Raw genomic sequence first — 15,232 nt, 5'->3', positions numbered from 1 at the left:
TATATTTGTCAGTATATAACCACTATAACACTTGCTATATATTTATATAACAAATAATTAGGTTGAGTAACTATTATCAAGCGCCTGTTGCAGATATATTGTGTGTTACTTTTATTAAAATACAAAAAAAGCCAGCCCTCAGGACTGACTTTTTAGAAAGAAAAGTTACATTTCTCACAAAAAAAGAAATATCTCTCTAAATATATTTCTATGAATTATACCCAATAAGTGAAGATATAATACACAAATTCATCATCAGATCGATTACTTTTCTTTCACAACCCAAGCCCCTTCAACAAAAAATGCGATCCATCCGGTAGATTTGCCATTTTTCTCCGAAGAAACATATTGCTGTTTAGTTTTTCGGCTAAAACGGACAACGGTTTTATTTCCTTCAGGATCAGCAACAGGTGCTTCCGCCAAGTAACGCAATTTTTCCGGTAAGCGTTCTTTAAACCGAACAAGCTCTTCAACCAGTGGTGCACGCGTTTCGCGAGACTTAGGGAAAGTGTTGGCCGCTAAAAATACCCCTGCTGCACCATCACGCAAAACAAAATAGGCGTCCGATTTTTCACAGGCCAGTTCAGGTAACGGAACCGGATCTTCTTTCGGTGGCGCTACTTCTCCACTCCGCAAAATCTTACGGGTATTCTTGCACTCTTCGTTTGTACAGCCCATGTATTTACCAAAACGCCCCATTTTCAGGTGCATTTCTGAACCACACTTATCACACTCAACTATCGGACCATCATAGCCCTTGATACGGAATTCACCTTCTTCAACTTCATAACCATCACACGCTGGGTTATTACCGCATACATGCAATTTACGCTGGTTATCAATCAAATAACTGTCCATCGCTGTACCACACTTTTTACAACGAGGACGAGCGCGTAAGGCATTGGTTTCAGCGTCATCTCCTTCCAGAATATTCAGAATTTCATTTTCTGGGATAAGGTTAATAGTCTGCTTGCATCGCTCTTTAGGTGACAACGCGTAACCAGAGCAACCCAGAAATACGCCTGTTGTTGCAGTACGAATGCCCATTGGACGGCGACAAGTCGGACATTCAATCGATGTAATCACCATCGGATTCGGGCGCATTCCGCCTTCATCTGGCTCTTTACTAGCAACATCGAGCTGTTCGCTGAAATTGGAGAAAAACTCGTCCAAGACCCCTTTCCAATTCGCCTCATTATTGGCGACATGATCGAGCTGATCTTCCATTCTTGCCGTGAAATTATAACTCATTAATTCATTGAAATTTTCTTCCAAACGATCATTGACGATTTCGCCCATTTTCTCTGCATAGAACCGACGGTTTTCAACGCGAACATAACCCCGCTCCTGAATAGTTGAGATAATTGATGCATAAGTCGATGGACGGCCAATCCCACGTTTTTCCAACTCTCTGACCAAGGAGGCTTCACTGAAACGCGCGGGTGGTTTGGTAAAATGCTGGCTTGGTAGCAACTGTTGCAAATCAAGCTCAGTTCCCACTTCAATGGCCGGCAACGTATGGTCTTCATCCCCTTTGCGCAAAGCCGGCATCACTTTTGTCCAACCATCAAAACGCAGAGTACGGCCTTTGGCACGTAATTCAAAATCACCGGCTTGAACGGTCAGTGTTGTGGAATCATATTTCGCAGGTGTCATCTGACAAGCGATAAATTGACGCCAGATAAGCTGATACAATTTTTGTGCATCAGCTTCCATGTCTTTCAACGCTTCTGCCATGACATCGACATCAGAAGGCCGGATCGCCTCATGGGCTTCCTGAGAATTTTCCTTACTGCTGTACACATTAGCACTTTTCGGCAAGTAGTTGTCACCAAAATGGTTGCTGATATAACCGCGTACCATTTCCAACGCATCCTGACTTAAGTTCGTTGAGTCAGTACGCATATAAGTGATATGCCCGGCTTCATATAGACGTTGCGCCATCATCATGGTTTTTTTGACCCCAAACCCAAGCCGTGTACTGGCGGCTTGCTGTAAGGTTGAGGTAATAAACGGCGCACTTGGTTTACTGGATGTCGGGCGATCTTCACGCTCAATCACGTTGTATCTCGCTTTTTCAAGCAGAGAGAGTGCTGATTGTGTTTGCTGCGCATTGACGGGCTTAAATGGTTTTCCCTTCTGATGGGTGACTTCCATATGGAGAGCAATCTCACCCTTAGCCATTAAATCCGCATGCAGTTGCCAATATTCCTCCGGCACAAATGCCTTGATTTCACGTTCCCGTTCAACCACAAGACGAACAGCGACAGATTGAACCCGCCCTGCGGATAACCCTCTGGCCACTTTTTTCCACAGTAGCGGTGAAACCATATAACCCACCACGCGATCCATAAAACGGCGCGCTTGTTGAGCATTCACACGGTCTATATTTAATTCACCGGGATTATCAAAAGCTTGTGTGATGGCATTTTTGGTAATTTCATTGAATACCACCCGGCTGAAACGGGAATCATCGCCACCAATCACTTCCCGCAGGTGCCATGCAATCGCCTCTCCTTCACGGTCAAGATCCGTTGCAAGGTAGATGTGATGCGCTTTTTCAGCCAGCGTTTTCAGCTCTGAAACCACTTTTTCTTTGCCGGGCAAAATTTGATAGTTCGCTTCCCAACCATGATAGGGATCGATACCCATACGGTTTATCAGCGCCGTTTTCTCATCTTTTTTGACTTTCTTTTTATTCTTATCGGTAGATGAGCTTGAACTCTTTTGACTCACTGTTCCACTCGTCGGCAAATCACGGATATGACCCACACTGGATTTTACAACGTAGTCATTCCCCAGATATTTATTGATTGTTTTGGCTTTTGCCGGGGACTCCACTATAACAAGAGCTTTAGCCATAGTTACCTTTACCTAATTATCTTCTTTTCAGATGGCGAAAATCACGGCGTTATGTTGCGATATATAAAATAAAACCTCTTTTTATATTGCGATAGATTTGCAAGATATCAACTAATTTTTATCTTGTGCTTTTGTTTAAGCGCAAAACCCTTTGAAATATTTAGGGTATTTTATATACCTACACAGCCCATGCAATTGTATGATTTAACAGTTGTAAACAAAATCTTCCATCTGCATGACGAAAAGCCCACACTCTACCTGATAAAAAACGATGCGCAACAACTTATTTCTTGAAAGAGCACGATAAATGAAAACTGAAACCATGCCTATTAAGCGAGATCAGTTACTGAAAAAAGCAAATGAAATCATTAAGGCGCACGAAGATTTTATACCGGGAATGTACGCAAAGAGTGTAGAACAAAAAGGTAGGGTATTCGTGTTTCAAGGCGAGTTTTTTCTGGATGGGAACGGATTGCCTACCGCAAAAAGCACCGCTGTGTTTAATATGTTTAAACATTTAGCACATATATTATCCGAAAAATATCATTTGGTAGATTGAAAAACATCCCCTCCGGCCTGATGGGTAAATTATCAATAAATATGCGGGCAATAATAAAGGATATGATAAAATTGCCTCTATTAATTACCCGCATATTACCTGTTATCCGTATATTATCTGCGATGGTTGCAATAACTCATTTTTCCGTTACAGCAAAGGTTTTTCTCCTCTTTGCCACCAACGCATAAACAATTTGTCAACGCCCTCCATCGCGCCTCCCATAAAACGCTCTATAACACGTTTACGGCGAGAATAGCTAACGCCAATAACTTCACAGTGTTCAATTTTTTCAATCAGAAAATCATCACTGACACCTAAATCATCAATCAGCCCACTTTCTTTTGCCTGTGTGCCGTACCAATATTCACCCGTAGCGACTTTTTCCACATCCAAAGTTGGGCGATGTTGATGGATAAATGATTTGAATAATTTATGCGTTTCGTTCAGATCTTCCTGAAATTTTTTGCGTCCCTGTTCAGTATTTTCGCCCAGAACAGTCAAGGTACGTTTGTACTCACCAGCCGTATGCAGTTCCACATCAATATCGTTTTTCTTTAACAACCGATGAATATTTGGCAATTGCGCCACAACACCAATGGAACCAATAATCGCAAACGGTGCAGCAATAATACGATCCGCCACACAAGCCATCATGTAACCCCCGCTTGCCGCGACTTTATCCACCGCAATCGTCAAGCGTATCCCTTTCTGCCGCAAACGGGTCAATTGAGATGCCGCCAGCCCATATCCATGAACCACGCCACCAGGACTTTCCAAGCGCAGTAAAACTTCATCGTTTTTGTCTGCCACAGCGAGTACGGCACTGATCTCTTCGCGAAGAGATTCCACCTCATGAGCATCCATACTGCCTTTAAAATCCAAAACATAAAGATTCGGCTTCTGTAAGGCTTTCTGCCCAGCTTTGGCTTCCGCTTTTTTCTGTTTGGCATCATTTTTCTGCTGCTTTTTCAATGCCTTTTGCCAAATTTTTTGTTCTGTTTCGCTCATTCGCGCTTGCTGCATCTGACGCTGCCTTTCCTTGTATGACTCACCAAGATTAGTCAGCTTCAATTCCCCTTTTTGCATGGTTTTACGTACACCTAATCCGATACAAACGACTGCCAAAACGACTATTGCCAAGACCACCGTGAGCACTTTGGCTAAGAACAATCCGTATAGAGATAAATATTCCACAGAGCCACCTTTATTAATTTATGATGAACAATATTTTTCATTCTAACTAAAAACCCAGGGCCTTGCTCTAACAGTTTGCTTAACCCTGTTCCAATTAGAAAGTGACTCCTTTGCTGATTTTTTACCAATGAGGGCAAATTTGACGGGAACTTTAAGTTTTGTTCTGATGATAACCTGCATGTGCCATCCTGAACTGGCAAATTATAGATTCACAAGCAATACAGGAAAATTGTCCGATGTTTGATTACCAACCCAATAGTAATCTGCTGCAACAAAAAATTATTTTAGTGACCGGTGCCGGCGACGGCATTGGGCGTGAAGCTGCACTGACTTATGCCCGTTACGGCGCACAGGTTATTTTGCTGGGACGTACTACCGCAAAACTGGAAGCCGTCAGGCAGCAAATTGAAAATGAGGGCGGTTTACCTGCTGATATTTATACAATGGATCTGCTGACAGTCACCGCAGAAGAGTGCCAAACTTTCGCTGATGCTCTGGCGCAGCGTCATCCACATCTGGATGGTGTTTTGCACAACGCCGGGCTGCTTGGCGTTGTTGCCCCAATCGTAGAACAACCCGTTCAGCTTTGGCATGACGTGATGCAAGTGAATGTCAATGCCACTTTTATGCTGACTCAGGCATTACTCCCTCTATTATTGAAATCCACCCGCGGCTCTTTGGTATTTACCAGTTCCAGTGTCGGCCGCGAAGGCAGAAGTGGTTGGGGAGTCTATGCGGTTTCCAAATTTGCCACAGAAGGCTTAATGCAGGTTTTGGCACAAGAATATCGGGACACTTCCCTGCGCATTAACTGCATCAATCCGGGTGGAACACGCACCAATATGCGAGCCAGCGCCTTTCCTGATGAAAACCCGGCTAAGTTAAAGACCCCCGCGGATATTATGCCAATCTATCTTTATGTGATGGGAGATGACAGCCGAAATGATTCCGGCATCAGTTTTGATGCCCAACCCGGCCGCAAAGCGGGGCCGGCCGAATAATGAGAAAAGTCGATGCCCGCATTATTGAAGCAAGGCGTTGATTGGTAAATGAATCCGCTGTTTCAATATTGATTAGCATCAATGCTGATACAGACTGAAACAGCGGCTTAAGCGTGTTAACGACCTTTAGCTGTCGTCTTCTTCCCGGCATTCTGACGAGAACTGCTTGCAGGGCGTTTCCCCGCCGGGCGGGATGCAACCTGGGCATGTCGTTTTACTGCACGACGGATCTGGTTAGCCTTGACGCGACGTTGATCGCGTCCAACAGCAACCTTGGTCACCATCTCTTCACCCAAACCTACCAACTGACGTAAATAGTTAGTCTGTTCCAACCCCAACTCAGTCCAGCCACCACGCGGCAGACCTTTCGGCAGATCAATATCGCCATAACGCACCCGGATCAGACGGCTAACCTGCACACCAACCGCTTCCCATAACCGTCTGACTTCGCGGTTACGACCTTCTGTCAACGTGACGTTGTACCATTGGTTGATACCTTCCCCACCTTTAAACGCGATAGTTTTAAATGAAGCCGGACCATCTTCCAGTTGTACACCTTGCGTTAATTGACGAAGTTTTGCACTATCCACTTCACCAAACACACGAACAGCATACTCACGTTCAACTTCCTGGCTTGGGTGCATCAAACGGTTAGCCAATTCCCCATCGGTCGTAAACAGTAACAACCCGCTGGTATTGATATCCAAACGCCCTACCGCAACCCAGCGTGCGCCTTGCATTTTGGGCAGACGATCAAACACCGTCGGACGACCTTCAGGATCGTGGCGGGTACACAATTCACCTTCCGGTTTGTAATAAGCCAAAACACGGCAAACGGTTTTCTGTGGTTCCTTGATATTTAAGACTCGCCCATCCAGACGAACTTTAATTGAGGGCTTAACTTCGATTCGATCACCCAACGTTGCGATCTTACCATCAACGCTAATACGTCCTTGTTGGATATACCCTTCGATTTCGCGACGGGAACCATGACCAGAACGCGCGAGAACTTTTTGTAACTTTTCTGTTTTATCGCTCATTGAGCAACCTCTACTGTCGCCTTCACAGGCGTCGTGATATTAAATAAAAATTAAATCGTATGCTTTATAAAAACGGGGTTACATCCCCTTCGCCTTCGCGAAGAATGACGGGTGAATCCCCGGTTAAATCCACTACCGTCGTCGGTTGCTGCCCAAGATAACCACCGTGAATAATTAAATCAACTTGTTTACCCAAGGTATCCTTAATCTCTTCAGGATCAGACTCCGCAAAATCATTGCCGGGTAGAATCAAGCTACATGACATCAGTGGTTCACTCATCTTTTCCAATAGTGCCAACGCGATAGGATTGGAAGGAACACGCAGGCCGATGGTTTTGCGTTTTTCATTCATTAAGCGACGCGGAACTTCTTTTGTCGCCTGTAAAATAAAGGTGTAATTGCCCGGCGTATTATTTTTAATCAACCTGAACGCCTGATTATCCACATGGGCATAAGTGGCAATTTCAGACAAATCACGGCACATCAATGTAAAATTGTGGCGCCCTTCCAATTGGCGAATACGGCATATACGGGTCATAGCCTCTTTATTTTCAAGGCAACAACCGATGGCATAACCTGAATCCGTAGGATAGATGACAGTTCCGCCCTTTTTCAGTACCTCCACACTCTGGTCGATAAGGCGAGCTTGTGGATTGTCAGGGTGGATATAAAAAAACTGACTCATAACATAACCTCTACACTTCTATGCAGTCCAATCCGTGACCAATCGTGCCATATCGGTACAACATCACCGGGTAACCACAAATTGCGTCCAAGTTCTATCCATGAACAAGGTTGGTGAAAATCCGATCCTAATGATACCCTCAATCCATATTCTCTTGCCAATTGACCAAGTTGCTGCCTTTCATTAGGGGCTTGCTGGCACTGTGCAACTTCCATTGCATCACCGCCATGTTGTTTAAACCAGGCTGTTAATCGTTTCAGCCATTTCATAGACAAATCATATCTGCCCGGATGAGCAATGACAGCCTGCCCTCCTGCTTGGTGAATGGTTTCAATCGCCTGCTCAATTGTACACCATTGCGGTGGGACATAACCGATTTTTCCCTTTGCCAGATATTTTTTGAACACTTTCTGGATCGTGGGTTCAATGCCGGCTTCTATCAGATAACGGGCAAAATGGCCGCGAGTGACTTGCCCACCATTAGCTAATTGAGATGCCCCTTCCCAAGCGTCAGGTATCCCTGCTTTGGCTAATCGACGCCCAATTTCAATGCCACGCTGTTTTCTTAAATCAACCTGATTAGCCAAAAGCTTTCTTAAGGAGATAGCATTGATATCAATATCTAAACCAACGATATGAATTTCCAGATTTTGCCATAATGTCGAAATTTCAACGCCGGATACCAACGTCAACGGCAAATTATTTTGCTGAATGTGGTTTAAGGCAGGTGGAATACCTGCCGTCGTATCATGGTCGGTGATTGCTAACACATCAACGCCCATAGCAATAGCTCTATCCACGAGTTGCTCAGGTGATAAAACGCCATCTGAAGCTGTCGTATGGCTATGCAAATCATAGCGTTTTGTCATTTCACTGGCGGCTTCAGTAGTCATTGTTTTTTACCTGTCTTAAGCACAAAGTGGCGATAATAACCCTCACCTTATTTCATTGCTACAGACATAAGACATAAAAAATCATTGACAAGTGAATATCGATCCAGTTTACTAGTACAAGGGGTTAACTAAAACACCCTTCATCTTTCATCAAAAAAACATTGAACAGGCAGGGCACTCAAAAATGCGCGTATTTATGCAAACTCTACAAGTCAGTCGTTGGTGGCACAACTTCCCATTCCGGGCGGTTGGCTCACGCACATAAATGCAGATACGCAAGTGCCAAAACCCGCCCAAAGAGGCGGGTTTTTTTATAACGGTTTTTCATAACGTAAAGTTTGCGGATAAAATTAAAAACGGGATTATGAAGATGACTGACAAAGAATTCAATATCACTATAAATCAGATAAATACTCGCTATCTGACAGATCCAACACTACTTTTTCACCAACTTTGCAGTGATCGTCCAGCTACGTTATTGCTGGAGTCGGCTGAAATTCGCAGTAAAAATAATATCAAAAGCATCCTGGTCATTGATAGTGCCATGCGTATTACCGCCAACGGGCGTCAAGTGACTTTTGAAGCGCTCACCGAAAATGGCCAGAACCTGATCCCTATGCTCGCTAAATTACTTTCAGGCAAAGCCCAATTAGTTGAAGAATCGCAAGTTATGCGAGCACAATTTCCTGCTGTTGAGCATAATCTGGACGAAGACAGTCGGCTAAAATCTGATTCCATTTTTGACGCCTTGCGTGCTCTGGCAGCATTGGCATCCTTCTCGACATCACCCGATGCCATTTTTGTAGGTGGACTGTTTGCTTATGATTTAGTCGCCGGATTTGAACAATTACCCACCGTAAAAAATCACCAAAGCTGCCCCGATTTCTGTTTTTATCTCGCCGAAACGCTATTGGTGATCGACCATCGGAACGAACATTCACGTCTGCAAACGACATTATTTGGCACAGCCGATTCAGAAAGAGAACGCCTTAAGGAACGTTTAGCCACCTTAGCCTCAGCTATTTCAGACCCCCTTCCGCCACTCTCATCGGCCACATTGCCCGACGTCATAATTGATTACAATCAAAGTGATGAGCAATACGCCAATATCGTGCGGAAACTACAGCAATCTATCCGTCAAGGCGATATTTTTCAGGTGGTGCCATCACGTCGCTTCACCTTGCCATGCCCTTCACCACTGAACGCTTACCATGCTTTGAAGCAACAAAATCCAAGCCCTTATATGTTTTTTATGCAAGACCAGGATTTTTGTCTGTTTGGTGCTTCACCGGAAAGCGCGCTTAAATACGATGCCAGTAACCGCCAGATTGAAATCTATCCGATAGCCGGGACTCGACCGCGCGGGCGAAATGACAATGGGGAATTGGACGCCGATCTCGATAGCCGAATTGAGTTGGAAATGCGAACAGATGCCAAGGAAATGTCTGAACACGTGATGCTGGTTGATCTGGCCCGCAACGATTTGGCGCGTATCTGTGAACCGGGCAGTCGATATGTTGCCGATTTAACCAAAGTCGATCGCTATTCATTTGTTATGCATCTGGTTTCCCGTGTTATCGGTACACTTCGCCATGACTTGGATATTTTTCACGCCTATCAAGCCTGCATGAATATGGGCACGCTGACAGGGGCACCTAAAGTTCGGGCGATGCAGCTTATCGCAGAATATGAAGGCGAACGGCGTGGCAGCTACGGCGGAGCCGTCGGCTACTTCACTGGCAAGGGAGATTTTGATACCTGCATTGTGATCCGTTCTGCTTATGTGGAAAACGGTCAAGCGACAGTTCAGGTCGGTGCTGGTGTGGTCTTGGACTCCGTTCCCCAGTCAGAAGTTGATGAAACTCACAGCAAAGCCAGAGCCGTTATTCACGCGATAGTCCAAGCCCACCATGTGGAGGTGACATTCTAATGGCTAATATTCTCCTGCTCGATAACATCGATTCTTTCACTTATAACCTCGTGGATCAGTTACGCACTCATGGCCACCATGTCGTTATTTACCGTAATACCGTGCCGGTAAACATCATTATTGCCAAGCTGAGCGAAATGGAATCACCGCTTGTAATGTTATCCCCTGGTCCGGGAAAACCCTCAGAGGCTGGCTGTATGCCTGCATTGATCAAACAAGTCACAGGCCAGATGCCTATCATCGGCATCTGTCTTGGGCATCAGGCGATTGTTGAATCTTATGGAGGAAAAATCGCTGCCGCCCAAGAGATCCTGCATGGCAGAGCGACGCCGGCTATCCATGATGGAAAAAGAATGTTTTCCGGCCTGCCAAATCCTTTGCCGGTCGCTCGTTATCATTCCCTTACGGCGATGGACGTTCCTGCCACGTTGACGGTCTCAGCATCATGTGGTGATACCGTAATGGCGGTGCGCCATGATGAACACAAAGTCTGTGGATTTCAGTTCCACCCCGAATCTATTTTGACGACACGGGGCGCCAAACTGCTTGAACAAACACTGACATGGGCTTTGAGCTAATCATGTGAATTTAAAGGAATAGCAAAATGCAGTTGATTTTTGACAAATTATTCAGTGCCCAGCCACTGACCCAACAAGAAAGCCAGCAGCTATTCACCGCCGTAATCCAAGGGGAATTGAGCGATGCACAATTAGCCGCGGTATTAATTAGCCTGAAACTGCGGGGTGAACAGCCACAAGAAATTGCCGGCGCAGCCCAAGCGTTCTTGGCGAACGCCGCCCCCTTCCCTCGTCCTGATTACCCATTTTGTGATATCGTCGGCACCGGTGGAGATGGCACAAATAGCATCAATATTTCAACGGCCAGCGCTTTTGTTGCTGCTGCCTGTGGCCTTAAAGTGGCAAAACATGGCAACCGCAGTATTTCCAGCCGATCCGGATCATCTGATTTATTAGCCGCATTCGGCATTGCCTTGGATGCCCAAGCGGAAGCATCACGCCGGGCTCTGGATGATATTGGTGTCTGTTTTCTGTTTGCCCCGCAATATCACAGTGGATTCCGGCATGCGGTGCAGGTTCGCCAGCAATTAAAAACGCGAACCTTATTTAATGTACTTGGCCCGTTGATCAATCCAGCCCGCCCTGCGGTGTCACTGATTGGGGTCTATAGCCCTGACTTAGTTAAGCCTATCGCCCATACTTTACAAGCCTTGGGTTATCAGCGTGCCGCTGTGGTACACAGCGGTGGCATGGATGAAGTTGCCTTACACGCCCCCACCTTGGTTGCAGAACTTAATCAGGGTGAAATTAGCCAATATCAGTTAACGGCAACCGATTTTGGTTTACCGAGCCACCCCATCTCTTCACTGAAAGGCGGAACACCGGAAGAAAATCGCAATATGTTGGCGATGTTATTGCAAGGTCACGGTAACCAAGCCCATGCCCATGCCGTCGCCGCCAACGTGGCTCTGTTGATGAAAATGCACGGGCAAGAAAATCTACGGGAAAACACTCAATTGGCACTCAATACTATTGACAGCGGTCAGGCTTATAAAAAAGTAACCGCTTTGGCAGCAAGGACCCAATCATGAAACCCAGCGTGTTACAAAAAATTGTTGATGATAAGGCGACGTATCTGATCACTCGTAAGGCAGAGCAACCGCTGGCGAGTTTTATTGATACTATTGTTCCCAGTCACCGCCGTTTTTATCAGGCGTTAACCCATCAGCAAACGGTGTTTATTTTAGAATGCAAAAAAGCGTCCCCGTCAAAAGGGGTCATTCGTGAAAATTTCGATCCAGTTCGCATTGCTAAAACTTATCAACCTTATGCTGCCGCCATCTCTGTCCTGACCGATGAAAAATACTTTCAGGGCAGTTATGATTTTCTCGCGATGGTCAGTTCTGCCGTACACCAGCCTGTTCTGTGCAAAGATTTTATTATTGATGCCTATCAGGTTTATCTCGCGCGTTATTATCAAGCCGATGCCATTTTATTGATGCTTTCCGTCCTCGACGATGATACGTATCGCGAACTGTCATCACTGGCGCATAGCCTTGAGATGGGTGTTCTTACCGAAGTCAGCAATGAAGATGAGCGGCAACGGGCGATAGCACTGGGAGCAAAAGTGATCGGTATCAATAATCGGGATTTACGTGATTTGTCCATTGATTTAGAACGTACGCGCAAACTGTCTGTGGGTTTGCCGGAAGGGACTATCATTATCAGTGAATCCGGCATTCAGCAGCATCGCCAGGTGCGGGAATTAAGCCGATTTGCCGATGGTTTTCTTATTGGCAGCGCTTTGATGGCACAACAAAATTTAGACCTCGCTCTACGTCGTCTGATTTTTGGGGACAATAAAGTTTGTGGCCTGACTCGCCCACAAGATGCCAAAGCGGCGTTGCAGATGGGGGCCGTTTATGGCGGTTTAATTTTCGCCGAGAAATCACCACGCAGGATCAGCCTGCAAAAAGCCCAACAGATCATCAATGAAGCTTCTCTGCAATACGTTGGTGTATTTCAAAATCAATCCCTCGATTTTGTCCAGGATACCGCCCAAGCCCTTTCACTCACCGCCGTTCAACTGCATGGGCATGAAGATGAAAATTACATCAACGCCCTGCGTTCCGTATTACCTGAACATTGTGAAATTTGGCAAGCCATTGATATGTCCAGAGCCACGAAATTTTCCGACCTTCCTAATGTGGATCACTTATTGCTGGATAACGGTTCAGGAGGAACGGGAAAACCGTTTGACTGGCAGTTAATCAATCCACAAATTCAACATAACAGCCTTTTGGCTGGTGGCCTGAATGCTGAAAATTGCCAACAAGCGGCAACACTTGGTTGTTATGGACTGGATTTTAATTCAGGGGTGGAAGTGTCTCCCGGCATTAAAAGCCGCCAAAAACTCAAGCAGGTATTTCAGCAACTACGCTGTTATCACTAATCTTTCAGACAAAATGGATGAGTAAAATAATGAGTCAATTGAATCCTTATTTTGGCGATTTTGGTGGGCAATTCGTTCCACAAATTTTGGTTCCGGCACTTAACCAGTTAGAAGAAGCCTTTATTGATGCACACAAAGATCCTGAATTTCAGCGTACTTTTCAGGATCTCTTAAAAAATTATGCCGGCAGACCGACCGCCTTAACGCTGTGCCAAAACCTGACTAAAGGGACAAAAACACGTTTGTACCTAAAGCGTGAAGATTTGCTCCACGGGGGTGCCCATAAAACCAATCAGGTGTTAGGGCAAGCCTTGTTGGCAAAACGCATGGGAAAAAATGAGATCATTGCTGAAACCGGTGCAGGTCAACACGGTGTAGCAACCGCGCTGGCTTGTGCCCTGTTGGGGCTGAAATGCCGTATTTATATGGGAGCGAAAGATATTGAACGACAATCACCCAACGTCTTCCGTATGCGTTTAATGGGGGCTGAAGTGATCCCTGTCCACAGCGGTTCAGCAACCCTGAAAGATGCGTGTAACGAAGCCATGCGAGACTGGTCTGGTTGTTATGAAAAAACCCACTACTTATTGGGAACCGCTGCCGGCCCTCACCCATATCCGACCATGGTACGGGAGTTCCAGCGCATGATTGGGGAAGAAGCCAAAGCGCAAATTCTGGAAAAAGAAAGTCGTCTGCCCGATGCCGTCATTGCCTGCATTGGTGGTGGTTCAAATGCCATCGGTTTGTTTGCTGAATTTATTCCAGAAGAGCGTGTTCGTCTGATCGGTGTTGAACCTGCGGGGCATGGCATTGAAACAGGAAAGCATGGCGCGCCATTGAAACACGGAAAATCAGGCATTTACTTTGGCATGAAAGCGCCAATTATGCAGACAGAAGACGGCCAGATTGAAGAATCTTATTCTATTTCGGCGGGTTTGGATTTTCCTTCTGTTGGCCCTCAGCACGCCTATTTAAATAGTATCGGCAGAGCCGATTATGTTTCAATCACTGACAATGAAGCGCTGGAAGCCTTTCAAGCACTTTCCCGCAATGAAGGCATTATTCCTGCCCTGGAATCCTCTCATGCGTTGGCTTACGCTTTGAAAATGATCCGTCAGTCTCCAGACAAAGAGCAATTATTGATCGTCAACTTATCTGGCCGTGGTGACAAAGACATCTTTACCGTTCACGATATTTTAAAATCAAGGGGAGAAATCTGATGGAACGTTACGAACATCTGTTTAAAAAGCTGCAAAACCAACATCAAGGCGCTTTTGTTCCTTTTGTGACTCTCGGCGATCCTCACCCTGAACTGTCGTTGGACATTATTGATAGCTTAATTGCCGGGGGTGCCGATGCGCTTGAATTGGGTATTCCATTCTCAGATCCCCTTGCCGATGGCCCAACGATCCAAAATGCCAATCTGCGTGCGTTATCATCGAAGGTGACGCCCACATTATGTTTTGACCTGCTGGCTAACATTCGGGCTAGACATCCCGATACACCGATTGGCCTGTTAGTGTACGCTAATCTGGTCTTTCACAATGGCATTGATGAGTTTTACCGCCGCTGCCAAGAGGCTGGTATTGACTCCGTGCTTATCGCGGATGTGCCATTATCCGAGTCATCACCTTTCCGTTCCGCCGCCATAAAGCATGATATTGCGCCGATCTTCATTTGCCCTCCCAATGCAGATGATGATTTACTGCGTGAAATCGCTTCGTTTGGACGTGGATATACGTATCTGCTATCAAGGGCGGGAGTTACCGGTAGTGAAAATCGCGCCAAACAGCCATTAAATCATATTGTCAATAAACTCAAAGAGTATCACGCAGCCCCTGCACTGCAAGGTTTTGGCATTTCAGAACCTGAACAGGTTATGACCGCTCTCAATAGCGGCGCTGCTGGTGCAATTTCAGGTTCAGCCATCGTCAAAATCATTGAAGATAACTTGCATCAACCGAAAATCATGCTGGAAAGATTAATCGATTTTGTGCATACCATGAAAAACGTCACGCAATTATGACCCTGCGGAGGTCTTATACAAAAAACAAAAATGGGGCAGTCACGCCCCATTAGTTCTCTCTTATGTCAACGT

13 protein-coding genes and 1 other annotated feature are annotated in these 15,232 nt (G+C 45.7%); of the genes, 8 read left to right on the top strand and 5 right to left on the bottom strand.

The annotated features are described in order from the left end of the window. Positions 1 to 264: 264 nt before the first annotated feature. Positions 265 to 2,862 (bottom strand): type I DNA topoisomerase, encoded by a 2,598-nt coding sequence (gene topA / locus PSI15_RS02670; RefSeq protein ID WP_273582180.1) that lies wholly within the window; start codon positions 2,860 to 2,862, stop codon positions 265 to 267. 307 nt (positions 2,863 to 3,169) lie between these two features. Here topA and PSI15_RS02665 point away from each other — a divergent pair, with 307 nt between their 5' ends. Then, complete coding sequence (locus tag PSI15_RS02665; protein ID WP_273582179.1) at positions 3,170 to 3,421, top strand: YciN family protein; 252 nt, start codon at positions 3,170 to 3,172, stop codon at positions 3,419 to 3,421. A gap of 147 nt (positions 3,422 to 3,568) precedes the next feature. Here PSI15_RS02665 and sohB read toward each other — a convergent pair whose 3' ends face one another. Further along, the gene (gene sohB / locus PSI15_RS02660) at positions 3,569 to 4,615 is read right to left on the bottom strand and encodes a protease SohB (protein ID WP_273582178.1); all 1,047 of its coding nucleotides are present in this window, start codon (positions 4,613 to 4,615) and stop codon (positions 3,569 to 3,571) included. Positions 4,616 to 4,851: 236 nt separating this feature from the next. Between sohB and PSI15_RS02655 the strand changes: the two genes are divergently transcribed. Next, the gene (locus PSI15_RS02655) at positions 4,852 to 5,616 is read left to right on the top strand and encodes a YciK family oxidoreductase (protein ID WP_273582177.1); all 765 of its coding nucleotides are present in this window, start codon (positions 4,852 to 4,854) and stop codon (positions 5,614 to 5,616) included. 116 nt (positions 5,617 to 5,732) lie between these two features. On the opposite strand, the gene rluB is transcribed toward PSI15_RS02655, so the two are convergent. The 3 genes from rluB to rnm form a co-directional block, all read right to left on the bottom strand. Next, positions 5,733 to 6,656 (bottom strand): 23S rRNA pseudouridine(2605) synthase RluB, encoded by a 924-nt coding sequence (gene rluB, locus PSI15_RS02650; protein ID WP_045970899.1) that lies wholly within the window; start codon positions 6,654 to 6,656, stop codon positions 5,733 to 5,735. 64 nt (positions 6,657 to 6,720) lie between these two features. Next, positions 6,721 to 7,341, bottom strand: a complete 621-nt coding sequence (locus PSI15_RS02645; RefSeq protein ID WP_273582176.1) for an L-threonylcarbamoyladenylate synthase — start codon at positions 7,339 to 7,341, stop codon at positions 6,721 to 6,723. Then, positions 7,338 to 8,234 (bottom strand): RNase RNM, encoded by an 897-nt coding sequence (gene rnm / locus PSI15_RS02640; RefSeq protein WP_273582175.1) that lies wholly within the window; start codon positions 8,232 to 8,234, stop codon positions 7,338 to 7,340. Before rnm ends, PSI15_RS02645 begins: the two co-directional genes overlap by 4 nt. 214 nt (positions 8,235 to 8,448) lie before the next feature. Beyond that, positions 8,449 to 8,549 (top strand) — a sequence feature (Trp leader region). A gap of 55 nt (positions 8,550 to 8,604) precedes the next feature. Here rnm and PSI15_RS02635 point away from each other — a divergent pair. From PSI15_RS02635 to trpA, 6 genes are read left to right on the top strand one after another with little or no spacing between them, the layout of a single operon-like run. Then, complete coding sequence (locus PSI15_RS02635; protein WP_273582174.1) at positions 8,605 to 10,164, top strand: anthranilate synthase component 1; 1,560 nt, start codon at positions 8,605 to 8,607, stop codon at positions 10,162 to 10,164. Next, on the top strand, positions 10,164 to 10,742 hold the full coding sequence (locus PSI15_RS02630) for a glutamine amidotransferase-related protein (protein ID WP_273582173.1): 579 nt from the start codon (positions 10,164 to 10,166) through the stop codon (positions 10,740 to 10,742). Before PSI15_RS02635 ends, PSI15_RS02630 begins: the two co-directional genes overlap by 1 nt. Positions 10,743 to 10,768: 26 nt before the next feature. Continuing rightward, complete coding sequence (trpD, locus tag PSI15_RS02625) at positions 10,769 to 11,773, top strand: anthranilate phosphoribosyltransferase (protein ID WP_273582172.1); 1,005 nt, start codon at positions 10,769 to 10,771, stop codon at positions 11,771 to 11,773. Next, entirely contained in the window at positions 11,770 to 13,134 is a 1,365-nt protein-coding gene (gene trpCF, locus PSI15_RS02620) for a bifunctional indole-3-glycerol-phosphate synthase TrpC/phosphoribosylanthranilate isomerase TrpF (RefSeq protein WP_273582171.1), read from the top strand. The genes trpD and trpCF overlap by 4 nt, the downstream gene beginning before the upstream one ends. Before the next feature lie 29 nt (positions 13,135 to 13,163). Next, positions 13,164 to 14,354 carry a tryptophan synthase subunit beta gene (trpB, locus tag PSI15_RS02615; RefSeq protein ID WP_273582170.1) on the top strand — a complete coding sequence of 397 codons (1,191 nt, stop codon included), beginning with the start codon at positions 13,164 to 13,166 and terminating at the stop codon, positions 14,352 to 14,354. Then, a complete protein-coding gene (gene trpA / locus PSI15_RS02610) occupies positions 14,354 to 15,160 on the top strand; it encodes a tryptophan synthase subunit alpha (protein WP_273582169.1) in 807 nt (268 codons plus the stop codon). The genes trpB and trpA overlap by 1 nt, the downstream gene beginning before the upstream one ends. Positions 15,161 to 15,232: the final 72 nt, after the last annotated feature.

Source organism: Xenorhabdus sp. PR6a (assembly GCF_028599065.1).
Taxonomy (GTDB): Bacteria; Pseudomonadota; Gammaproteobacteria; order Enterobacterales; family Enterobacteriaceae; genus Xenorhabdus; species Xenorhabdus doucetiae.
The sequence above is the reverse complement of the archived record's forward strand: the minus strand, read 5'-3'. Positions and strand labels throughout refer to the sequence as shown.